Raw genomic sequence first — 20,991 nt, 5'->3', positions numbered from 1 at the left:
AATCTCGCTAACATTATAACGCGATCTTAAGCCCGATTTGCTTTGACTGGCGGTAGCAAGAGCCAGCCGGAAACACATGAGCGCAACCGCCAACACCAGACCTTTGACGCATCAGGTGACGCTGGCCGTGCTGACGTTGGCCGTCTTCGCGCTGGCCACGGTCGTCGGTTTCGGCTTCTACGCGGCGGCCCAGGCTGACAACGCCTCGCTCGAACGGCAGAAGATATTCATCGACGAGGGTTTGAAGGACCAGATTGCGTCTGTTCAGCGTGAGCAGGAAAGCGTTGCGGTCTGGGATGACGCGGTCGCCAATGTCAGGGCCGGCAATTGGACCTGGATCGAGGAGAACCTCAGCGTCTGGATGTATACCTATTACGGTCACAACCGGGTCTACATTCTCGATGCCGTTGATCGTCCCGTCCATGCCATGCAGGAAGGTAAGGTGGTCGACGCATCCGCCTATGGCGATGACGAGCCTGCCTTGCAACCATCCATCGAGAAGCTGCGCCGCATGCTGGCTGAGCCACAGAAGGCGGGCGCTTCCGGCCAGCCGGCCAAAATGGTCGCGGAGGACCTTGTGTCGCTCCAGGGAAAACCGGCGATCCTGAGCGTCATGGCGCTGGTGCCGAGTACGGACCGGGTCACGCAGGCGCCCGGCACCGAATATCTGCATGTTTCGGTGGAGTTCATCAACGAGGCGGTCATCGGCAAGATCGCCAAAAAATATCTGCTCGACGGCGCGCGTCTCGTGCCGCTGTCGCAATCGGTCGGAGCCGCTGCGGTGCCTCTGGTCGATTCCCGCGGTATCATCCTCGGTTATGTCGGCTGGGACCAGGAACGGCCGGGTCTCACGCTGGTGCGCAAGATGGCCCCGGCGCTGGCCTTGGCGCTGCTTGTGGCGGCCGGCGTTCTGGCGTTTCTGCTGCGCAGGCTCCGCCGCGCCTCGTCCGCGCTGCAGACAAGCCAGGACGAGGCGCAATATCTCGCTTTCCACGACACGCTCACCGGCCTGCCCAACCGGGCTTTGTTCGAGGACCGCTTGCGTCGGGCCCTGCTCAGGGCCAGCCAGGATATGGCGGTTCACGAGATGGGAAGGGTGGCGTTGCTTTATCTCGATCTCGACCGTTTCAAGCACATCAATGACACGCTCGGCCATCCGGCGGGCGATGAGCTTGTGCGTCAGACGGCGGCCAGGCTCCAGCACACCGTTCGCGAGGTGGACACCGTGGCGCGGCTGGGCGGCGACGAGTTCGCGCTGATCCTCGTCGACATCCGCGATATCCGTGCCGCCGAGGATATCGCCGAGCGGCTGCTGCAGAAGTTGCAGGAACCGTTCAAGCTCATGGAAGATCAGGTCTTCGTCAGCGCCTCGATCGGCATCGCGCTATCGGACGGCGGCGAAACGGATGCCGACGATCTGCTGCGCAAGGCCGACATCGCGCTTTACGAAGCCAAGAAGAACGGCCGGGGCCGGCACCAGGTCTTCGCCGGCGACATGGACGACCTGCTCTTGCGCAAGCGCACAGTCGAGACCGAGCTTCGCAAGGCTCTCGACGGCGGCTCCGGCATCAGGCTCGCCTACCAGCCGGTGTTCGCGGCGAACGGCAAGACGATCCTCGGCGCGGAGGCGCTGATCCGCTGGGGGCATGACGTGCATGGCGCATTGCCGGCGGCGCAATTCATCGCCATCGCCGAAGAGCGCGGCATGATCGGCCAACTCGGCGCGTGGGTGCTGCAGGAGGCCTGCCGTTTCGCCGTGCGAACCGACCTGCCGTGGCTCGCCGTCAACGTATCACCGCTGCAGTTGCGCGACGCCGGCTTTCCCGAACAGGTCGCGTCGATCCTTGCCGACACCGGGCTGGCGCCGCAGCGCCTGCAGTTCGAGATCACCGAAAGCGTGCTTCTGGACAACAGCGATGCTTCGAGGGCGGCTCTGACCACCTTGCGGCAGTTGGGCGTCGGCATCGTTCTGGACGATTTCGGGACCGGCTATTCATCGCTCAGCTACTTGCGTCGCCACGCCATCGATAAGCTCAAGATAGACCGCTCCTTCGTGCGGCTTCTCGATGGCGACGGCAACTCGGCCGCGATCGTCAAGGCCCTGATCGATCTTGCCATGGCGCTCGGGGTCGACGTCACCGCCGAGGGCGTGGAGACCGAGGCGCAGAAGATGCTGCTGGTCGCAATGGGCTGCCGGCAACTCCAGGGCTATTTCTTGTCGCCGCCGCTTGAGCCGGTCCAACTGCTCGGCCTTTCTGGTCTAGCTTCGCCGGACGAGATTCAGCCCGCCGCCGCTCGCGCCTGAACCCCTACCATCCAGGCAGGATCTGGTTTGCCTTGGTCCGCTTCATCTTGGCGAAGGCGAGTGCCGCGAAGTCGAAGCTTCCCGTCTCTTCGCTGACCGGCACGGAAATATTGTCCAGGCTTTCCGCGATATGGCGGGCCAGAGCATCGACGATCTCCGGCTGCGAGGTCTGGCCGCGCATGATGCCGATGCGGCAATCCGGCAGCGCGTCGAACCCGTCGGCCTCGCCGAGCACGCGCATGCCGGGCCTGAGGGCGCATTCCGGCAGCACCGAGATGGCGAGGCCGGAAAGCACCGCGGCGGTGATCACGGTCGCCGAGAAGCTGGAGAAGAGGACGCGGTATTCCCGGTTCTGCCGGTCGAGCACGTCGACCGCCGCGCGCCGCCAGATGCAGTTCGGCCGGCCGAACGCCATCGGCAGGATTTCCTGCTCATGCGTGGCGTGGTTGGCCGAGGTGACCCACAGAAGCGGCTCGCGCCGCACCACCTCCGACTGGCCGCGCGTGTCGTTGTGCGTCACCAGCGCGAGGTCGAGATTGCCGCGCTTGATGTGCTCGACCAGGCCCGGCGTCGGCTCGCAGATGACGGTGAGCTCCACACGCGGGTTGGAGCGCGAGAAGCGCGCCATGATCTCGGGCAGGAAGCGGTCGGCATAGTCATCCGGCGTGCCGATGCGTATCGTGCCTTCGAGCCGCTGGTCGTCGAAGGCCGCCAAAGTCTCGCGGTTGAGGTAGATCAGCCGCCTTGCATATGAAAGCAGCCTGTCGCCCTCCTCAGTCAGTTTGTTGGTGCGACCATCCTTTTCGAACAGCGGCTTGCCGATCCGCTCCTCAAGACGGCGCATCTGCATCGACACCGCAGACTGTGTCCGGTGCACCTCCTCGGCAGCCCGCGTGAAGCTGCCGGTGTCGGCAATCGAGATGAAGGTCTGCAACTGATCGAGATCGAGCGGCGCTTTCATCGGTCCAATCCATCATTCGTGTTGATGCTAAAGATTAGAAACATTCGTTGGATTAATCAATCGCGGCGTGGCAAATTGCCATTGTCCACATGAAGGCACAGCATGTCGCCCAAAAGTGGCCTCCGGTGTTGGGGGGCAACGACATGCGTCACGTTAACTGTATCGAGACCGCAACGGCGCTCCTCCCAGGCGCCGATTGCATGGTTTCGTCCGCTCGACTCCGAAGGAGAGACTGACATGACCACGATCGAATTCGCCTCCGAGACCCCGCGCATCACCACGCGTCCGGCCGTTGCGACCCGCGTGCTCAATGCGGTCGCCGATGCGTTTCGCGCCTGGAAAAACCGCCGCGCCTTTTATCGCCTTGGCGAGATGTCCGATGCCGAGCTTGCCGATATCGGACTGACCCGCGCCGACCTCCACGTCGCCGTCAGCGTGCCTTTCGGCCGCGATCCGACGGTGAAGCTGCGCGCAATCGCAGAAGAGCGCGCCGATATGATCGAGGATCTTGCCCGCAAGGTCGCCTGAGCGGCTTCGCCGGCTGCGTTTGCGCTCGCGCTTAACCTTTCGAGGGCTCGGCGCGACCAAGTTTCATGCAGGCTCCCACACTCCCTGCCGGTTCCCGCCGGCCTGCCTGCACATTGCCCGGTTCCCCTCCAGGACCGGGCATTTTTCTTTTGAGTGGAGCGCCCTACCGTCGGTCCATCCCGCGCTTGAACTGGTCGAAGATCGTCTCCATGCCCTTCTGATATTCCTCGCGCTGCTGCGCGCCGGTCTCGAACATCCTGCCGAAGATGTCGTCGAATGGATTTCTCGGCCGGCCGCTCGGATTGGTTTGCGGCTGCGGCTGGGATTGCTGCGGCGCCTGCTGTCCGTCTGGCGTGCCGAAACCGCCGCCTTGCCGCAGCATTTCTTCGAACATCTTGCCCAGCGGATTGTCGCCGTAAGGGTTCGGCGCCTGCTGCGGTTGGCTTTGCGGCTGTTGGGCGCCGCCACCGAACATGTCTTGCAGCACCTTGCCGAGCGGATTGTCGCCATAGGGATTTGGCGCTGGCTGCGGGGCCTGTGCGCCGCCTCCCGCCTGCCGCATCATCTCCTCGATGATCTCGCCGAAAGGATTGCCGCCGCCACCGAAGCCGCCGGCGGCCTGCATCTGGCTGTTGGTCTGCTTGAACAATCCGCCCATCATCATCGACGCCATCGCCGGCAGCATCTGCTGCAGCACCTGCTGGCTAAGGCCGGTCGCCTGAGCGGCCTGGGCTGCAACAGCGCGTGACAGGTCCTTCGAGCCGAACAGATGGCCGAGAATGCCGTTGCCTTCATCGATGCCTTGCGGCGTGAAGGCCCGGGTTGCGTCCTCGAAATACTTGGCGTGCTGGCCGCTCGCCATCGCCGTCATGAAAGCACCCATTCCATAGGGATCGGCGGTGTTGCGCTGAAGCCCCTGTGAGAAGGCCGGCAGCAGCGCCTGCACCGCGGCCTGCGCCTGCTGCATCGAAAGGCCAAACTGCTGGGCCAGCGCCTGCATGCCGGCGCCGTTCTGGGCTTGCAAAAAAATATCGAACAGGGAAGGCATCAGATCTCCTCCGCAATATCCTCACGGGGGAGCCTAGTTCGTTTCCATCACCGAATGAAGCAGCTTTTGCCGAGCCACGGCTCAGGTGGCCGGCGAACGGTCAGTAGGCATATTCCATGAACACCGGCTCGATCGAGCCGCCCCAGCGCGTGTGATATGCCGAAAGCATCTCCTCGGCGCTGGTGGTGCCGCGCGCCACGACCTCGTCGAGCGTGTTGAGGAACGAGGTCTCGTCATAGCCGTCGCGGTTCTTCTTGGCGCGGTTCTTCAGACCCGTGCGGGCGATGGCCAGCACGTCGCGGGCAACCTCGCGCAAGGTGGCGTTGCGGAATGGCGCCGAAATGCCGTGCTCCGGCACGGCGTTGCGCATCGCCAGCGCTTCTTCGTAGGTCCAGCTCGAGGTCAGCGTCTCCGCGGCGTCGAGTGCCTGCTCGTCATAGAGCAGGCCGACCCAGAAAGCCGGCAGCGCGCAGATGCGCCGCCACGGTCCGCCGTCGGCGCCCCGCATCTCGAGGAAGCGCTTCAGCCGCACATCGGGGAAGAGGGTGGAGAGGTGGTTCGCCCAGTCGCCCATCGTCGGCAGGCCGTCGGGCACTTGCGTGCGCGCGGCACCCGCCATGAACTGGCGGAAGGTGTAGCGCGTCATGTCGTGATACTGCCCGTCGCGGATGACGAAATACATCGGCACGTCGAGCGCCCATTCGACATAGTCGGCAAAGCCGAAATCCGGCGCGAAGCAGAATTCGAGCATGCCGGAGCGCTGGTTGTCGGTGTCGCGCCAAATGTCGCCGCGCCAGCTCTGCAGCCCGTTCGGCCGGCTCTCGGTGAAGGGCGAATTGGCGAACAGCGCCGTCGACAGCGGCTGCAGCTTCAGCGACACCTGCATCTTGCGGCGCATGTCAAATTCGCTTTCGAAGTCGAGATTCACCTGGATCGTGCAGGTGCGATACATCATGTCGAGGCCCTTGGAGCCGACCTTCGGCATGTAGCGAGTCATGATCTCGTAGCGCGACTTCGGCATTTTCGGCGTTTCGGCAAGCGACCATTTTGGGCTGCCGCCGAGGCCGAGGAAGCGGATGCCGAGCGGCTCGGCGATCTCGCGCACCTGCGCCAAATGCGCGTTGCCCTCGCGGCAGGTCTGGTGGATCGTCTCCAGCGGCGCGCCGGAGAGCTCGAACTGCCCGCCCGGCTCCAGCGAGATCGCGCCCTGGCCGGTCGGCTCGACCAGGCCGATGATGCGGCCGGCATCCATGATCGGATCCCAGCCGAGCTTTTCCTGCATGCCTTCCAGGATGGCGCGGATGCCGCGCTCGCCGCCATAGGGCACCGGCGCGTTGCCATCGACATAGAAGGGGAACTTCTCGTGCTCGGTGCCGATCCGCCATTTGTCGCGCGGCTTGTTGCCGGCCGCCAGATAGCCGACGAGTTCGTCGATGCCTTCGATGGGCTGGATATCGGTTGTGTCGCGCGCCATAAGAAAGCCCTCCGCAGCCGTCAGCTAGCCGCCGGGCGCTAGATGGACGAAATGTCAGTAGCCGATCAAGCGAAAAATCCTGAGCCACGCCTCAACTGGATTTGATCACCAGTCGCCGATCGTCGCCTGCATCACCGCGAGCGCCGCGACCGCCGCGGTGTCGGCGCGCAGGATGCGCGGCCCGAGCGGAATGGCGCTGACGAAGGGCAGCGCCCGCAGCATCCTGCGCTCGTCATCGGAAAAGCCGCCCTCCGGCCCCACCAGCAGCGCGAGTTTTTTCTCGCTCACCTTCTGCAAGGCTGGCAGTGGATTGTTGGTCGAGGCATCCTCGTCGCAGAAGATCAGCCGCCGTTCCTTGTCCCAGCCGCCGAGCAGCCGCTCCAGCTTCTCTGCTTCGCACACCTTTGGCACCGCCAGGATGCCGCATTGCTCGGCCGCTTCGACGACATTGGCGCGCAGCCGATCGATGCCAGGCTTGGCCACTTGTGTGTGCTGGGTGATGACCGGTTGCAGGATGCCGGCGCCCATTTCGACCGCTTTCTGCACCAGATAGTCGAGGCGGCCCTGCTTCAGCGGGGCGAAGCAATAGACGAGATCGGGCAGCGGCGGCTGCGGCCGCTGCAGGGTAAGCACCTTGAGCCGCACGGCTTTCTTGGTCTTGGCGGCGATCGAAGCCGACCACTCGCCGTCGCGGCCGTTGAAGAGCAGGACCTCCGCGCCTTCGCTGAGCCGCATCACGTGCGCGAGATAGTGGCTCTGCTGCTGTCCAGCATCTAACTCGAAGCCCGGTCCGAGATCGTCCGGCACGAACAGCCGCTGCATTTTGTAGTTGGCGCGCATGGCCGAGCAATGGGCGAGGCGCAGGTTGTCGTCAAGTATCGGCAGACGGATGCCAGACCGGCGCGTAGCCATGTCTCAGCACCGAAACGCTTGTGGCAGGCGTGAGCAGTCGCAGCGATCGCCCGGCGAGGCGGTTGGACGGAAGAGGCGCGGCATACCCTGCGAAGGACCATTCGAGCGCCTTGCCGGCGCGGAGCGCGTATGCGGTCTCCCCCTCGGCCACGACTGCTCCATCCGGCAAACCGGCGAGTTCATCGGATGAGACGGCCGGCGGCCGCCCGCCGGAGGCCAGCCGCTCCCTGTGCAGCCGCTCGTCGACCATCGGCGCGCGCGGTTCGGCAATGCCGAAGACCTCGCCGAAGCGCCGCACGAAATCGGCTGCCCGCGCGCGCCGGCAGAAGAAGCAGGGCCGGTGCCCGGCCGCGAGCGCCGTCACCTCGTCGAGAAAGAAGAGCTCGGTCCAGCCGGCCTTTCCTCCAGGCCCATTGCGGCCCATCGGCTCGCGTCGCACGCCACGGAATTGGCAGACGCAGATGATCCAGGCCGGCAACGCCCAGCGCTTCCGCAGAAGCGTCTTTGTCTCGGGGTCATGGATGATGCCGCGATTGCCGGTGAAGAGGCCGCGCTCGGGCACGGCATGGATGGCGCCGAACGGATCGACCCGGTTCTGCAGTGGCATAGCTTTCTCTCCGACGCGCGGCTTGGCTGAAACCGAGGCGGCATGATATCGCTCCCACCGTCATTTTCATGTCAGCAGGGATTCGCGGATGCGGGTGCTGGTGGTCCAGAACTACGACAATACCGGCCTCGGCCAAGTCGGCGCCGCTCTCGCGGAGGCTGGTGCCGAGCTTGACTTGCGCCGCCCCTACCAAGGCGATCCGCTGCCCCGGGACGCGAACGGTCACGATGCCATGGTGGTTCTGGGCGGGGGGCAGAATGCGCTGGCCGACGACGACTATCCCTATTTTCCCGCGTTGCTCGAATTGACGCGCGATTTCGCCGGCAAGGACCGATCGGTGCTTGGCATCTGCCTCGGCGGCCAGCTCGTCGCCCGCGCCTTTGGCGCCGACAACCACATCGGCGGTGCGGTTGAATTCGGCTGGTGCGGGGTGTCGCTGACGGCCGAAGCCAAGCACGACCCTGTTCTCGGCGCCTTGCCGGAAAGATTCCCGATTTTCCAATGGCACGACGATACGTTCGACCTGCCCGAGAAGGCCGTGCGGCTTGCGGGCAATGATGTCGCGGCGAACCAGGCTTTTCGTATTGGCCGCGCCGTCTATGGCTTCCAGTTCCATTTCGAGGCGGATCGCCCGCTGGTGCGCGACTGGAGCACCTCATTCGCGGCGCTGATCGCCGAGCGCCATCCCGACTGGACCGGCAAGCTCGACTACGAGATGGCTAGCAACGGACCGCACGCCGACGCCGCAGGGCTCGCGATCGCGCGTGCCTGGGTGGCGACGATCTGACCGTCGCACCGCCGCGGAGCGTGACATAATTGGCACGCGGCGGCAGTTCCGCCTGGGGAAAACGCACTTCATTCTTGGTTTGTGTCCGGCCGCCCGCCTAAGAGGGCGCCCTCTGTATCGTCCGTGCAACCGCGATGAACCTGTTGTGTGATCCAAGCGACACACCGGAGATACAGAATCTGCTTAGAAGCGCGAAATCGTCGAAACATTGAGACGCATTTTATCGTTTCAACGCATTGGTAACCGCCTCGTGCACAGATGCAGAAAGCTCAACCAGAGATGACTTCCGTGAAAGCAGCGCTTTTGTCCTTTGTAATGCTGTCTGCCATCGTCGTGTGCGGCCTCGGCATTTATTCTGCCGACGCTGCAAACAATCACCAGGCCGTCGACGGCTACGGCGTCACCGCCGCGCTTCGCTAACAGGCTGTTGAAGAAGTGCATTTGCGGGCAATGAAATTAGCATCGTCGCCGTTGTGGAAGCAGATTTGGCCCATGATCGAGCCGTCAGGTTGGATTTCGGCCCAGCCGTCGCCCTGAGCTTCGTCCATCTCGTCGTTGCCTTGCCAGGAGAATGCGACATGATTGCCGTCGGCCCCATCGAATATCTGCCCGGTGACGCAGCCGAAGGCGAATTCGCCGGAGCCATCTGCCGCGAACTCGATGTAGGCGGGCTCCATCATGTCGGCATAGTCCTCGACATAATCGGGCATTTCAACAATCCGCCAGCGGCCTGCGATGCTCATGCCGGCGCTGCCAGAAGCTTTGGCAAGCGGACCAGATTGTAGGCCGCAAGGTTCAGGGTGAAGGCCGCGCCCACACGGGCGCATCCTCGCAGCTTGACCTTGGCCATGCCAGCAGAGGCTTTGATCCAACCGAACACTTCCTCGATCCGCTTTCGGCGGCGCTGGCTGACGGCATAGCCGGCGTGACAGCGCGTGCGGCCGTCGATAGCCGTTACGCGCGGCTTGCCGGTCTTGCTCAAATGGCCGTCGACGGCGATGTGCGGCGTGACCTTGCGCTCGCGCAGGTCCTTGACGAACTGGATTACATCATAGGCCTTGTCGGCCCCGAGCGTGATGCGCCGCCGCGATGGTCTGCGGTCCAACATGGCGAGCGCGGCCTCGCGCTCGGCTGTACCCGTGGCCTGGGTAATGCTGCCATCGACCGCCAGCCCGTGACGGTTCTCCATCAGCGCATGTCCCAGATAGCAGAGCTTCGCCGGCTGCCCGTCGCCCTTCTTGTAGAGCCGCGCCTGCGGATCGCTCGTGCTCTGGTGCGTGTCGTTGGAGCGCTTCTCCTTATGAAAGCCACGCTCGGCGTTACGGCCCGTTCCATCCGGATCGTTGTCGCTGCCGTCCTTGCGGCGAAAGCTCTTGATCGAAGCCCAGGCCTCGATCAGCGTCCCGTCCACCGAGAAGTGATCCGACGACAACAGCCGCTTCACCCTTGGTTGCGCCAGCACCGCGCGCAGAAACTTCGCCGCGATCTCTCCTTCCAGCAGCCGATCACGGTTCTTGGTGAAGCTCGAATGATCCCAGGCGGGCTCGTCAACGCCCAGCCCAACAAACCAGCGGAACAGAAGATCAAACTCCATCCGCTCCATCAGCTGACGCTCCGAGCGAATGCCATAAAAGGCCTGCAACAGCATCGCACGCATCAATCGTTCCGGCGCGATCGAGGGCCAGCCGAGCCCAGGCGGATAAAGCACCGCAAAATCGCTGTCCATCTGTGAACCTGTCCGTTCGTCCAATCCCCGCATCCACGGTCCCCAAATCATCAGGGCAACCAGTGAATCACGCTCCAAACAACCGCGCCAAAACTTCTTCAACAGCCTGCTAGAGCCTGATCCTTCCCGACAAACGGAAAGCTGATCCCACACTTGGGGTCATGGCCAGAACGCCATTCCCTCGACCGTCAGAATGCGCTTTTCAGCGCCGTCGACGGCAAGTGCGCTGAGCGTTCCCGCCTGCCAGGCGAGCGTGTCGAGATTGACGCGGTTGGCCATCACCTCGACGTCCGGCACAGGCGTATGCCCGTGCACGATCACTTTGGGATACAGCCCCGGGTAATCGTGGAAGACGTCGCGGATCCAGATCAGGTCCAGCTCGTTCTGGCTTTCCAGCGGCACCCCCGGCCGGATGCCGGCATGGCAGAAGAAGAAGTCGCCGAAGGACGCTGAAAAAGACAGCGAGCGCAGGAAGTCGACGTGGGCTTGCGGCACTGCTTCGACCAAGGCCGCGTGTCCGTGCGCCAGCGCCTCGTCCGACCTGCCGAACCAGCTGCTGCCGGTCGAGAGCTTCACCCCGTATGACGCCGCCGTCTGGACGCCGCCATAGCGCATGAACAGACCCTCCGGATCGGGTTTGGCAAGGAAATCGAGCATGCCGATGTCATGGTTGCCGGCAAGCATGATGTTGCGGCGATCACGGCTCCGCGCCTCGATGAGGAATTCGATGACGTTCCTCGAGTCCGGTCCGCGGTCGACATAATCGCCGAGATGGATGATGCGCCAATCGGACTTTGGTCCGTACTCCAGATCGCTTGCTATCCGGCTGTGCATGGCGGCGAGCAGGTCATGACGGCCATGCACGTCGCCGATGGCATAGATGCGTATGCCTTTCGGCCCGCGCGCGTCGAGATAGTGGATGCCGGCGTCAGTCAAGGCGCGTCTTCCCGTGTCTGTCATCACGGGAAACTAGGGCGGATCGGTGAATAAGCCCCTAGCGCCGCAGCTGGTCCTTGCCCATGTCGGTTACCAGACGCTTACCGCACAGCGCCAGCGTGATGTCCATCTCCTTGCGGATGATCTCCAGCGCCTTGGTGACGCCCGCCTTGCCCATCGCGCCGAGTCCGTAAAGGAACGGCCGGCCGATATAGGTGCCCCTGGCGCCGAGGCAGAGCGCCTTGAGCACGTCCTGACCCGAGCGAATGCCGCCATCCATATGCACCTCGATCCGGTCGCCGACAGCGTCGGCGATCTCTTCCAGCACCGAGATCGAGGAGGCGGCGCCGTCGAGCTGCCGCCCGCCATGGTTGGACACGATGATCGCGTCGGCTCCCGTCTCGGCCGCCATCAACGCATCCTCCTTGTCGAGGATGCCCTTCAGGATCAGCTTGCCGCCCCAGCGCTCCTTGATCCAGGCGACATCCTTCCAGGACAGCTGCGGGTCGAACTGCTCCGTCGTCCAGGACGACAGCGAAGAAACGTCGCCGACACCCTTGGCGTGGCCGACGATGTTGCGGAAGGTGCGGCGCGGCGTGCCGGCGATCCCCAGGCACCATCGCGGCTTGAGGGCCAGATCGATGATGTTGGCGAGCGTCATCTTGGGCGGCGCCGACAGCCCGTTGCGCACGTCCTTGTGGCGCTGGCCGAGGATCTGCAGGTCGAGCGTCAGCACCAGCGCCGAGCACTTCGCCGCCTTCGCGCGGTCGATGAGGTTGAGCACGAAATCCTTGTCGCGCAGCACGTAGAGCTGGAACCAGAACGGCGTCTTGGTCGCCGAGGCGACATCCTCGATCGAGCAGATGCTCATGGTCGACAGCGTGAACGGCACGCCGAATTCTTCAGCCGCCTGCGCCGCGAGCATCTCGCCGTCGGCATGCTGCATGCCGGTCAGCCCGGTCGGTGCCAGCGCCACCGGCATCGCCACTTTTTCGCCGATCATCGTCGATTCCAGCGAGCGGTTGCTCATGTCGACCAGCACGCGCTGGCGGAATTTTATCTTGCCGAAGTCCTCTTCGTTGGCCCGATAGGTGCTCTCCGTCCAGGCGCCGGAATCGGCATAGTCGAAGAACATCTTCGGCACCTTGCGGCGCGCCATGTCCTTGAGGTCGGCGATGGTGAGGATGTCGCTCATGGTAGTCCCCGCGTGATCAGTGCTTAGGAGCGTTTGCGTGTCGGTTCGATGTCGCCGGCTTCCGAGCGCTGCCTGAGCCTCAGCCGTGACACGCGCTGCCAGTCGCCGCTGCGCTCGGCCTCAGCCATGGAGCGCTCGACATAGGTAATGTGGTCCATCGCCGCCTTGCGGGCGGCGGCAGGATCCGCCGCCTTGATCGCGGCGTGGATTGCCCGGTGCTGCTCAAGCAACGCCTCGCGCGCGCCGGGCACGGTGAAGACCAGCAACCGGTTCTGGAACACGCCCTCGGAGAGCAGCCGGTAGCAGGAGCGCAGCGTGTGCAGGAGGATGATGTTGTGAGCGCATTCGCAGACCGCGTGGTGGAATTCGACGTCGATTTCCGCCTCGTCGTCGAAGTCGCCGGTACGGTGCGCCTCGTCCATGCGCGCCATGATGCGGTCGAGCAGCGCCAGATCCTCGGGCGTCGCTCGCCGCGCCGCGTATTCGGCCGCGATTGCCTCGACCTCGCGCCGGTATTCGAGATAGTCGGTCACCGCCTTGCGGTGCATCGAGATCAGATCGGTCACCGGCTTGGTGAAAAGCTGGCCGATGACGTCGGCGACATGCGTGCCGCCGCCCGGTCTGGTGGTCAGCAGCCCGCGTCCTTCCAGCGCCTTCAGCGCGTCGCGCAGGATCGGCCGCGACACGTCGAACTGACGCGCCAGCTCGCGCTCGCCCGGCAGCCGGTCGCCGGTGCGCAGCACGCCCTCGAGTATCAGGCTCTCGATCTGCTGCACCACCTCGTCGGCGGTGCGCGAATGCTCGATCCTGGAGAAGATATCGCTCAATGGAAGCGCGCCTGGAAACGGAATGGATGTCGCGCAGATCTAAGCCTCCGTCGCCAACTGGTCAAATTATTTATCCAATTCGCCGAATCAGGTCGACTCCCCGGCGGCTCTGTGAATCGGCTGCAGCTGAAATTTGCTGTTTACGGCCCCTGCCGATTGCCGCAAGACAACGCGATTGCACGAAGGGTCGAAACCAGGGGGACCAGCCGTGTCGGACGCCAATCTCGAATTCCAGCCGCGCGCCCAGGGCAGCGTCATGGGCTTTCCGGCCCATGAGGGTCGCCCCGGCGCGCTAGGCGAGGTCCATGCTCGTCCGCACCCGCTGGTCGAGAAGCCGCGCGTGCTCATCCAACTCTCCTTCATGACCGAAGGCGGCTCGGCCGTCGACCTTGCCGTGCTGTCGGACCTGTCGCGGCGCTTGGGCATCGCAGCGCCCGAACGCCATGCCCGCCACCATGCCATGAAATGGGGCAAGGGCACCTTGCGCTGGGAACGGCATACGGAGTTCTCGACCTATCTCTGGGAAGGGCCGCTGGCCGAAAGCAGCCGGGGCCAGGAGGATTCGCCCTTCGGCAACGGCTTCTCGCCGCCGGGAACGGTGATTTCCGGCATCCGGCTCGAAATCCGCAAATGGACGCAGGCGAGCGAGAAGCTGATCGCCGGCTTCGATCCGACCAGCCTCTGCTATTCGCTGGTCGAGCGCGGTGCGGCGGCCATCGTCACGGACTTTCGCCAGGATGGCGACGGGCTGACCCGCATGCTGGTGCTCGACCGCGGCCTGACGCCGGCGAGCACCGGCGCCTTGTCGCAACGGCTGATCGACATCGAGACCTACCGGACGCTTGCCATGCTTGGCCTGCCGCTGGCGCTGACGCTGTCTGGCCGCGCCCGCCGCATCGAGGACCGGCTGGCGCAGACGACGCTTGAAATGAAGGCGGCCGAGACCCGCGACAGCCAGACCTTGCTCGCCGACCTCACCGAACTTGCCGCCGAATTGGAGGCCGATGCGGCATCCAGCCTCTACCGTTTCGGCGCCAGCCGCGCCTATGACGGCATCGTCAGCGAGCGGTTGGAGGCGCTGGATGAGGAGTCGGTACAGGGCTACGACACCTGGGCAGGCTTCCTGCAACGGCGCATGGCGCCGGCGATGCGAACCTGCCGCTCGGTGGAGGAGCGCCAGGCGAACCTCTCGCGAAAACTCACCCGCGCCACCACGTTGCTGCGCACCTGGGTCGATGTCGACGTCGAGAAGCAGAACCGCGACCTGCTGGCCTCGATGAACAATCGCGCCAGGCTGCAGTTGCGCCTGCAGCAGACGGTCGAAGGCCTCTCCGTCGCTGCCGTCTCTTATTATGTCGTCGGCCTCATCGGCTATGTCGCCAAAGGCGCGTCGAGCTTCGGCCATGCCTTCCCGCCGGAAGTCGTCACCGCGGCTTCGGTGCCGGTCGCCATCCTGCTCGTCTGGTGGGGCGTGCGCCGCGTGCGCAAGATGCACTCCGAGCCGGCCAAGCATCCGGGCGAGTAAACTTCCCCTCGACCGGGAGATTTCCCGAAGACAACAGAGGGCCGCGGCGCGAGAAGCTCCAGGATCTTCCTCGACGCCAGACGAGCCGGCGATTACGTGAGGCGAACCCCTGACCGCTTCGCGGCCATCTCCCCTCGAGGGTCCCTCAAGCGGGCAGAAGCCAGCGGCAGATTGCCGCTGCGAAAGCTCGGCCGTCGTTCGCCATCCGATTTCGACCAAAGCAGCGTTTGCAAGGAATGCTCCCGGCTGGTAAAAGATTTTGACCAGTCGAGTGGAGGAGGCTTCGATGTCCGGCCTTGCCATGCCCAAGCCAGATGCCGGGACGCTGCGCAAGCGCGCCGAGATCGTCGCCGACATGCGCATCATCGTGCCGGGCGAGGGCGTTGTCGATACGGCCACCGAGATGCGCGCCTTCGAGAGCGACGGCCTGACCGCCTACCGCCAACTGCCGCTCGTCGTCGTGCTGCCCGAGACGGTGGCGCAGGTCTCCCGCGTGCTGAAATATTGCAACGAGCGCAACATCCGCGTCGTGCCGCGCGGTTCCGGCACGTCGCTGTCGGGCGGCGCGCTGCCGCTCGAGGATGCCGTGCTTCTGGTGATGAGCCGCTTCAACCGCATCCTCGCGATCGACTATCCGAACCGTGTCGTCGTCGCCCAGCCGGGCGTCACCAATCTCGGCATCACCACCGCCGTCGAGCACGAGGGCTTTTACTACGCCCCCGATCCATCCTCCCAGATCGCCTGCTCGATCGGCGGCAATGTCGCGGAGAATTCCGGCGGCGTGCATTGCCTGAAATACGGGCTTACCGCCAACAATGTGCTGGGCATCCAGATGGTGCTGATGAATGGCGAGGTGGTGCGGCTCGGCGGCAGCCATCTCGATCAGGAAGGCTATGACCTGCTCGGCGTCATGACCGGTTCGGAAGGCCTGCTCGGCGTCGTCACCGAGGTGACGGTGCGCATCCTGAAGAAGCCGGAGACGGCACGCGCGCTGTTGATCGGCTTTCCGACCAGCGAGCAGGGCGGCCAATGCGTCGCCGACATCATCGGCGCCGGCATCATCCCGGGCGGCATGGAGATGATGGATCGCCCGGCGATCCACGCGGCCGAGGATTTCGTCCATGCCGGCTATCCGCTCGATGTCGAGGCGCTGCTGATCGTCGAGCTCGACGGGCCGAGCGTCGAGGTCGATCATCTGATCGGTCTTGTCGAGGCGATCGCCTACCGCAACGGCTCGACCACCTGCCGCATCTCGCAGTCGGAGCAGGAGCGGCTGAGCTTCTGGGCCGGACGCAAGGCGGCCTTCCCGGCCGTCGGCCGCATCTCGCCCGACTATTACTGCATGGACGGCACCATCCCGCGCAAGGAGTTGCCAAGGGTGCTCGCCGGCATGCGCGATCTCTCCGAAAAATACGGGCTGGGCGTCGCCAACGTCTTCCATGCCGGCGACGGCAATTTGCACCCGCTGATCCTCTACGATGCGAACGTGCCGGGAGAGCTCGACAAGGCCGAGCGTTTCGGCGCCGACATTTTGCGGCTGTGTGTCGAGGTCGGCGGCGTGCTCACGGGCGAGCATGGCGTCGGCGTCGAGAAGCGCGACCTGATGCCCGAAATGTTCAACCAGGTCGATCTCGACCAGCAAATGCGCGTCAAATGCGCCTTCGACCCCAGCCATCTGCTCAACCCCGGCAAGGTCTTCCCGCAGCTCCGCCGCTGCGCCGAGCTCGGACGCATGCACGTGCATCGGGGCCAGGTGGCGTTTCCGGACATTCCGAGGTTTTGATGGGAACGTCCCAGAACTTGGGTTTCTCTCCCCGCTTCGCGGGGGCGAGGAACCGGAGATTACAATGACCACCTTCACCCCATGCACCCCCGCCGAAGTCCTCTCCACCATCCAATGGGCCGCCGCGGAGGAAAGCCCGCTCGAAATCCTCGGCCATGGCTCCAAGCGCGGCATTGGCCGGCCGCTGCAGACCGAGCATACGCTCGACCTGTCGACGCTCACCGGGGTCACGCTCTACGAGCCGGCCGAGCTGGTGCTTTCGGCACGCGCCGGCACGCCACTCACCGAAGTCGAAAAACTGCTTGCCGAGAACGGCCAGCAATTCGCCTTCGAGCCGATGGATTACGGGCCGCTGCTCGGCGGCGAGCCGGGTAAGGGAACGCTGGGCGGCGTGCTGGCTTCGAACCTATCCGGTCCGCGCCGGCTCAAGGCGGGTGCGGCACGCGACCACATTCTCGGCATATCGGCGGTTTCCGGCCGCGGCGAAGCCTTCAAGTCGGGTGGCCGCGTCGTCAAGAACGTCACCGGCTACGACCTTTCCAAGCTGATGGCGGGGAGCTGGGGCACGCTTGCCGTGCTGACCGACGTCACCTTCAAGGTGCTGCCGGCGGCGGAAACCGAGGTGACTTTGGCCATTCGAGGCCTGCTCGACGATGCTGCCGTTGCGGCCATGGCGCTGGCGCTGGGCTCCAGCGCCGAGGTCTCGAGCGCCGCGCACCTGCCCGAGCGGATCGCCGCGCGCGTCGCCGCCGGCCATCTCGGCAGCGATGCCGCGACGCTGCTGCGCGTCGAAGGCTTTGGCCCCTCGGTCGTCTACCGTGCCGAGGCATTGCGAAACCTGCTCAGCAAGGCCGGCCCGCTGCAGGAAATTGCCGGCGAAGCGTCGAAGGCGATCTGGCGCGACATCCGCGACTGCGCGCCCTTCGCCGATGGTGCCGCAGGGCCGGTCTGGCGCGTCTCGATGCCGCCGTCTGAGGCCCATCACATGGTGATGGCGCTGCGCATGCAGGCGGCGGTCGATGCCTTCTATGATTGGCAGGGCGGGCTGGTGTGGCTTTCGATGCGCGAGGACGACCCGGAGGCGGAACTGCTGCGCGGTCTTATTCGCAAATATGGCGGCGGCCACGCGACGCTGGCGCGCGCGTCTGCCTCGCATCGCGCGGCGCTCCCCGTTTTTGAACCGCAACCGCCGCATCTGGCGGCGCTTTCCGCGCGGGTCAAGGCCGAGTTTGACCCGAAGCACATTCTCAACCCCGGCCGCATGGCGCCTACTTCCAGCTCTGCTACTCTTCCTCAGTCAACGGAGGGAGCAGCACCATGAGCAATGCCAATCCAGGCCCGGGCAGCGGCTCGCGCCAGACCGATCGCTGGCTTGAGCCGGGCCAGACCAACGCGCTGGTCATCTACATTCTCTATCTCGCCAGCCTTGTCGTTGGCGTCACCGGCATTATCGGAATCGTCCTCGCCTACATCAATCGCGGCAAGGCGGGCGGCTATGTCGAAAGCCACTACACATTCCTGATCAGGACGTTCTGGATCGGCCTTCTCTACGCGCTGATCTCGGTGGTCCTGATGATGCTCGCGATCGGCTTCCTGCTGATGTTTGCGGTTGCCGTCTGGTTCATCGTCCGCTGCATTCTCGGCCTGCAGGCGCTGCAGCGTGGCGAGCCGATCAGGGACCCGCAAAGCTGGCTTCTCGGTCAATGAGAGCATGATCCAGCAAAGTGGAAACCGGTTTGCGGAAAAGATCATGCTTAGACGATAAGGACATTTTTCGTGCAGACCAATTTTTCAGCCGCGCAGCTCGCTGACCCGCATGTCGCGGAATCGGAGAAGATCTTGCGCAAATGCGTGCATTGCGGCTTCTGCACCGCTACCTGCCCGACCTATGTAACGCTCGGCAACGAGCTGGATTCGCCGCGCGGCCGCATCTATCTCATCAAGGATATGCTGGAGAACGGCCGGCCGGCGGACAAGGAGATCGTCACCCATATCGACCGCTGCCTCTCCTGCCTTGCCTGCATGACGACATGCCCGTCAGGCGTGAATTACATGCATCTGGTCGATCATGCCCGCGCCCACATCGAGCAGACCTACAGACGGCCGCTGCTCGACCGGCTGACCCGCGCCATGCTGGCTTTCGTGCTGCCCTATCCGGGCCGCTTCCGCGCCGCGCTGAAGCTCGCCGGACTCGGCCGGCCATTGATCGGCCTGTTGGAAAAGCTGCCGACCCTGAAGCCGGTCGCCGCCATGCTGAAGCTTGCGCCGTCGTCGATCCCGCCGGCATCGCCGATCGCCTCGCCCGCCGTGCATGCCGGGCAGGGCACGAAACGTGGCCGCGTCGCCATCCTCACCGGTTGCGCCCAGTCGGTGCTCGATCCCGCCATCAACGAGGCGACCGTCTCTTTGCTGACGCGGCTCGGCGTTGAGGTCGTGGTGCCGGAAGGCGAGGGCTGCTGCGGCGCGCTTGTGCATCACATGGGCCGTGAGGATCAGGCATTGGCTTCGGCCAGGCAAAATGTCGACGCCTGGATGCGCGCAGTCGACCAGGGCGGGCTCGACGCCATCATCATCACCGCGTCCGGTTGCGGCACCACGATCAAGGATTACGGCTTCATGCTGCGTGTCGATCCGGCCTATGCGGAAAAGGCGGCTCGTGTCTCGGCGCTGGCTAAGGACATCACCGAATATCTCGCTGCCCTCGACCTGCCCGAGCCGGTGCGCAAGCCGGGCACGATCGTCGCCTATCATTCCGCCTGCTCGATGCAGCACGGCCAGAAGATCACCCGTCAGCCGAAGGAGCTTTTGGCCAAGGCGGGCTTCATGGTGCGCGAGCCGCGCGAGGGGCATCTCTGCTGCGGCTCGGCCGGCACCTACAACATCCTGCAGCCCGACATTTCGGCCAAGCTGCGCAACCGCAAGGTGAAAAATATCGAGGCGACCGGCGCCGAAATCGTTGCCACCGGCAATATAGGCTGCATCACACAGATCGCGTCCGCGGCCAAGCTGCCGGTGGTGCACACGATAAAATTGCTCGACTGGGCCTATGGGGGCCCGAAGCCCGATGGCGTTTCCGAGAGCAGCCTGGGTGGCGCGGAATAGCTACTCAGCCGCCAGCTGGTCCGCCACACCGTAGGTCGCGCGGTAGAGCGCGCGCTGACGGCTGAGCGCCACCATGGTGTTGCGCAGCAGGATCGCCACCGTCAGCGGGCCGACGCCGCCCGGCACCGGCGTGATCCAGGAGGCGACTTCCTTGACGCTCTCGGTGTCGACATCGCCGACGATGCGGCTCTCGCCGTCCGGGCCGATTTCCGAATTGATGCCGATGTCGATGACGCAGGCGCCGGGCTTCACCATCTCGGCCTTGATCAGCCGCGGCCTGCCGACGGCGACGAACAGCGCATCCGCGCGCCGCGCATGCGCCGCCACCGAGCGCGTCATGTGATGGCACACCGTCACCGTCGCCCCCTCGCTCATCAGCAGAAAGGCGATCGGCTTGCCGACGATCTCGGAATGGCCGACCACCACCACCTCGAGCCCCTTGAGGTCCAGGCCGGTCTCCTTGAGAAGCTCGACCGATGCGGCCGCCGTGCAGGGCGCGAGATCGAGCTGGTTGTAGACGATGTTGCCGATCGAGGCCGGATGCATACCCTCGACGTCCTTCAGCGGGTGCACCGCCGCCTGCAGCGTCTTGATCGGGATATGCGCCGGCACCGGCCGCTGGATGATGATACCGGTGACGCGCGGATCGGCGTTGAGGCCGTGAATGGCGGCTTCCAGCTCGCCCGCGGTGATGTCGGCGGCAAAGCGCCGTTCCTCGAAGCCGATGCCGGCAAGCCCGGCCTTGGCGCGCTGGTTGCGCACATAAACGTCGACCGCGTCGGTGTCGCCGACGGTGATCGAGACCAGCTTCGGCGGGAAGCCTTCCGCTGTGGCGATGGCCGCTTCCTCGCGTACCGAAGCGATGATGCGCTGGGCGACCGGACCGCCCCTGAGATAGCGGCTGTCGTCGGACCGGGTCATAGGTGGAACCTCTGCCTTCTGGAGCAACTCCAGAAGGGCGGTTTTCCGTCCGGAATTGCGTAAAACCAAGATTGTGCGCTGCAATAGCAGAGGTGCGCCGGGAAATCAGCCCCGAATGCGAAACATGCTGCTTCCGGGGCGACCCGTTGACGGGCTTGAAACGAAAAGGGCAGCGCGGTCTCCCGTGCTGCCCTTTCGTGACTGACCGTATCCCCACACGGCCCGTCCCCCGTTAACTCGATGCCAGTCTATTAACTCGATGCCAGTCTAAGCATGTCTATCAAAGGCGCGCTATGGCTTGAGGGCAACAGCAAGCGCCAAAACTGCTCAGCGCCGCCTAACCGGCTGATTCGC

The 20,991-nt window shown here is 64.5% G+C and carries 19 protein-coding genes and 1 pseudogene; 9 read left to right on the top strand and 11 right to left on the bottom strand.

What is annotated here, in order from left to right; genetic code table 11:
- Positions 1-76 precede the first annotated feature (76 nt).
- Complete coding sequence (locus tag CK224_RS12095) at positions 77-2,305, top strand: EAL domain-containing protein (RefSeq protein WP_095781912.1); 2,229 nt, start codon at positions 77-79, stop codon at positions 2,303-2,305.
- A gap of 4 nt (positions 2,306-2,309) precedes the next feature.
- Here CK224_RS12095 and CK224_RS12090 read toward each other — a convergent pair whose 3' ends face one another.
- Positions 2,310-3,266, bottom strand: coding sequence for a LysR substrate-binding domain-containing protein (locus CK224_RS12090; protein WP_066989268.1), 957 nt, complete (start codon positions 3,264-3,266; stop codon positions 2,310-2,312).
- Positions 3,267-3,503: 237 nt separating this feature from the next.
- Between CK224_RS12090 and CK224_RS12085 the strand changes: the two genes are divergently transcribed.
- Complete coding sequence (locus CK224_RS12085) at positions 3,504-3,794, top strand: DUF1127 domain-containing protein (protein ID WP_067327317.1); 291 nt, start codon at positions 3,504-3,506, stop codon at positions 3,792-3,794.
- A gap of 163 nt (positions 3,795-3,957) precedes the next feature.
- On the opposite strand, the gene CK224_RS12080 is transcribed toward CK224_RS12085, so the two are convergent.
- The 4 genes from CK224_RS12080 to CK224_RS12065 all read right to left on the bottom strand — a co-directional run bounded on the left by CK224_RS12080 (position 3,958) and on the right by CK224_RS12065 (position 7,835).
- Positions 3,958-4,842, bottom strand: coding sequence for a DUF937 domain-containing protein (locus CK224_RS12080; protein WP_095781911.1), 885 nt, complete (start codon positions 4,840-4,842; stop codon positions 3,958-3,960).
- A 100-nt stretch (positions 4,843-4,942) separates the two neighbouring features.
- A complete protein-coding gene (locus CK224_RS12075) occupies positions 4,943-6,316 on the bottom strand; it encodes a glutamate--cysteine ligase (protein ID WP_095776387.1) in 1,374 nt (457 codons plus the stop codon).
- A gap of 105 nt (positions 6,317-6,421) precedes the next feature.
- Positions 6,422-7,156, bottom strand: a complete 735-nt coding sequence (locus CK224_RS12070; protein WP_095781984.1) for a 16S rRNA (uracil(1498)-N(3))-methyltransferase — start codon at positions 7,154-7,156, stop codon at positions 6,422-6,424.
- 31 nt (positions 7,157-7,187) lie between these two features.
- A complete protein-coding gene (locus CK224_RS12065) occupies positions 7,188-7,835 on the bottom strand; it encodes a hypothetical protein (protein ID WP_095781910.1) in 648 nt (215 codons plus the stop codon).
- An 88-nt stretch (positions 7,836-7,923) separates the two neighbouring features.
- Here CK224_RS12065 and CK224_RS12060 point away from each other — a divergent pair, with 88 nt between their 5' ends.
- Together CK224_RS12060 and CK224_RS32350 are read left to right on the top strand one after the other, a co-directional pair.
- Positions 7,924-8,622, top strand: a complete 699-nt coding sequence (locus CK224_RS12060; protein ID WP_095781909.1) for a type 1 glutamine amidotransferase — start codon at positions 7,924-7,926, stop codon at positions 8,620-8,622.
- Between the two features lie 288 nt (positions 8,623-8,910).
- On the top strand, positions 8,911-9,042 hold the full coding sequence (locus tag CK224_RS32350) for a hypothetical protein (RefSeq protein ID WP_275955501.1): 132 nt from the start codon (positions 8,911-8,913) through the stop codon (positions 9,040-9,042).
- On the opposite strand, the gene CK224_RS12050 is transcribed toward CK224_RS32350, so the two are convergent.
- The 5 genes and pseudogenes from CK224_RS12050 to CK224_RS12030 form a co-directional block, all read right to left on the bottom strand.
- Positions 9,039-9,365, bottom strand: a complete 327-nt coding sequence (locus tag CK224_RS12050) for a hypothetical protein (RefSeq protein WP_095781908.1) — start codon at positions 9,363-9,365, stop codon at positions 9,039-9,041. The two genes, CK224_RS32350 and CK224_RS12050, sit on opposite strands and share 4 nt — an antisense overlap.
- Positions 9,362-10,345 (bottom strand): annotated as a pseudogene (locus CK224_RS12045) (IS5 family transposase); the annotation flags it as partial. The gene CK224_RS12050 and the pseudogene CK224_RS12045, both read right to left, overlap by 4 nt.
- Before the next feature lie 162 nt (positions 10,346-10,507).
- A complete protein-coding gene (locus CK224_RS12040; RefSeq protein ID WP_095781907.1) occupies positions 10,508-11,284 on the bottom strand; it encodes a metallophosphoesterase family protein in 777 nt (258 codons plus the stop codon).
- 58 nt (positions 11,285-11,342) lie between these two features.
- The gene (locus tag CK224_RS12035) at positions 11,343-12,479 is read right to left on the bottom strand and encodes an alpha-hydroxy acid oxidase (RefSeq protein WP_095781906.1); all 1,137 of its coding nucleotides are present in this window, start codon (positions 12,477-12,479) and stop codon (positions 11,343-11,345) included.
- Between the two features lie 23 nt (positions 12,480-12,502).
- Entirely contained in the window at positions 12,503-13,306 is an 804-nt protein-coding gene (locus CK224_RS12030) for an FCD domain-containing protein (RefSeq protein ID WP_067327345.1), read from the bottom strand.
- A gap of 208 nt (positions 13,307-13,514) precedes the next feature.
- Here CK224_RS12030 and CK224_RS12025 point away from each other — a divergent pair, with 208 nt between their 5' ends.
- From CK224_RS12025 to glcF, 5 genes are all read left to right on the top strand, one after another.
- The gene (locus tag CK224_RS12025) at positions 13,515-14,831 is read left to right on the top strand and encodes a DUF3422 family protein (protein WP_095781905.1); all 1,317 of its coding nucleotides are present in this window, start codon (positions 13,515-13,517) and stop codon (positions 14,829-14,831) included.
- A 286-nt stretch (positions 14,832-15,117) separates the two neighbouring features.
- On the top strand, positions 15,118-16,614 hold the full coding sequence (locus tag CK224_RS12020) for an FAD-linked oxidase C-terminal domain-containing protein (RefSeq protein WP_095781904.1): 1,497 nt from the start codon (positions 15,118-15,120) through the stop codon (positions 16,612-16,614).
- A 64-nt stretch (positions 16,615-16,678) separates the two neighbouring features.
- Positions 16,679-17,935, top strand: coding sequence for a glycolate oxidase subunit GlcE (glcE, locus tag CK224_RS12015; protein ID WP_095781903.1), 1,257 nt, complete (start codon positions 16,679-16,681; stop codon positions 17,933-17,935).
- Positions 17,932-18,321 (top strand): DUF4870 domain-containing protein, encoded by a 390-nt coding sequence (locus tag CK224_RS12010; protein ID WP_067327357.1) that lies wholly within the window; start codon positions 17,932-17,934, stop codon positions 18,319-18,321. Before glcE ends, CK224_RS12010 begins: the two co-directional genes overlap by 4 nt.
- A 69-nt stretch (positions 18,322-18,390) precedes the next feature.
- Positions 18,391-19,716, top strand: a complete 1,326-nt coding sequence (gene glcF, locus CK224_RS12005) for a glycolate oxidase subunit GlcF (protein ID WP_095781902.1) — start codon at positions 18,391-18,393, stop codon at positions 19,714-19,716.
- Here glcF and CK224_RS12000 read toward each other — a convergent pair whose 3' ends face one another.
- Positions 19,717-20,637, bottom strand: a complete 921-nt coding sequence (locus CK224_RS12000) for a bifunctional 5,10-methylenetetrahydrofolate dehydrogenase/5,10-methenyltetrahydrofolate cyclohydrolase (RefSeq protein WP_095781901.1) — start codon at positions 20,635-20,637, stop codon at positions 19,717-19,719. It lies immediately after the preceding gene.
- Positions 20,638-20,991 lie beyond the last annotated feature (354 nt).

The organism is Mesorhizobium sp. WSM3862 (assembly GCF_002294985.1).
Lineage (GTDB): Bacteria > Pseudomonadota > Alphaproteobacteria > Rhizobiales > Rhizobiaceae > Mesorhizobium.
The sequence above is the reverse complement of the archived record's forward strand: the minus strand, read 5'-3'. Positions and strand labels throughout refer to the sequence as shown.

Excerpts from the sequence above, each read along its gene's own strand:
- CK224_RS12095 (WP_095781912.1), top strand. The coding sequence starts at position 77 with ATGAGCGCAACCGCCAACACCAGACCTTTGACGCATCAGGTGACGCTG.
- CK224_RS12090 (WP_066989268.1), bottom strand. The coding sequence starts at position 3,266 with ATGAAAGCGCCGCTCGATCTCGATCAGTTGCAGACCTTCATCTCGATT.
- CK224_RS12085 (WP_067327317.1), top strand. The coding sequence starts at position 3,504 with ATGACCACGATCGAATTCGCCTCCGAGACCCCGCGCATCACCACGCGT.
- CK224_RS12080 (WP_095781911.1), bottom strand. The coding sequence starts at position 4,842 with ATGCCTTCCCTGTTCGATATTTTTTTGCAAGCCCAGAACGGCGCCGGC.
- CK224_RS12075 (WP_095776387.1), bottom strand. The coding sequence starts at position 6,316 with ATGGCGCGCGACACAACCGATATCCAGCCCATCGAAGGCATCGACGAA.
- CK224_RS12070 (WP_095781984.1), bottom strand. The coding sequence starts at position 7,156 with ATGCGCGCCAACTACAAAATGCAGCGGCTGTTCGTGCCGGACGATCTC.
- CK224_RS12065 (WP_095781910.1), bottom strand. The coding sequence starts at position 7,835 with ATGCCACTGCAGAACCGGGTCGATCCGTTCGGCGCCATCCATGCCGTG.
- CK224_RS12060 (WP_095781909.1), top strand. The coding sequence starts at position 7,924 with ATGCGGGTGCTGGTGGTCCAGAACTACGACAATACCGGCCTCGGCCAA.
- CK224_RS12050 (WP_095781908.1), bottom strand. The coding sequence starts at position 9,365 with ATGAGCATCGCAGGCCGCTGGCGGATTGTTGAAATGCCCGATTATGTC.
- CK224_RS12035 (WP_095781906.1), bottom strand. The coding sequence starts at position 12,479 with ATGAGCGACATCCTCACCATCGCCGACCTCAAGGACATGGCGCGCCGC.
- CK224_RS12020 (WP_095781904.1), top strand. The coding sequence starts at position 15,118 with ATGTCCGGCCTTGCCATGCCCAAGCCAGATGCCGGGACGCTGCGCAAG.
- glcE (WP_095781903.1), top strand. The coding sequence starts at position 16,679 with ATGACCACCTTCACCCCATGCACCCCCGCCGAAGTCCTCTCCACCATC.
- CK224_RS12010 (WP_067327357.1), top strand. The coding sequence starts at position 17,932 with ATGAGCAATGCCAATCCAGGCCCGGGCAGCGGCTCGCGCCAGACCGAT.
- CK224_RS12000 (WP_095781901.1), bottom strand. The coding sequence starts at position 20,637 with ATGACCCGGTCCGACGACAGCCGCTATCTCAGGGGCGGTCCGGTCGCC.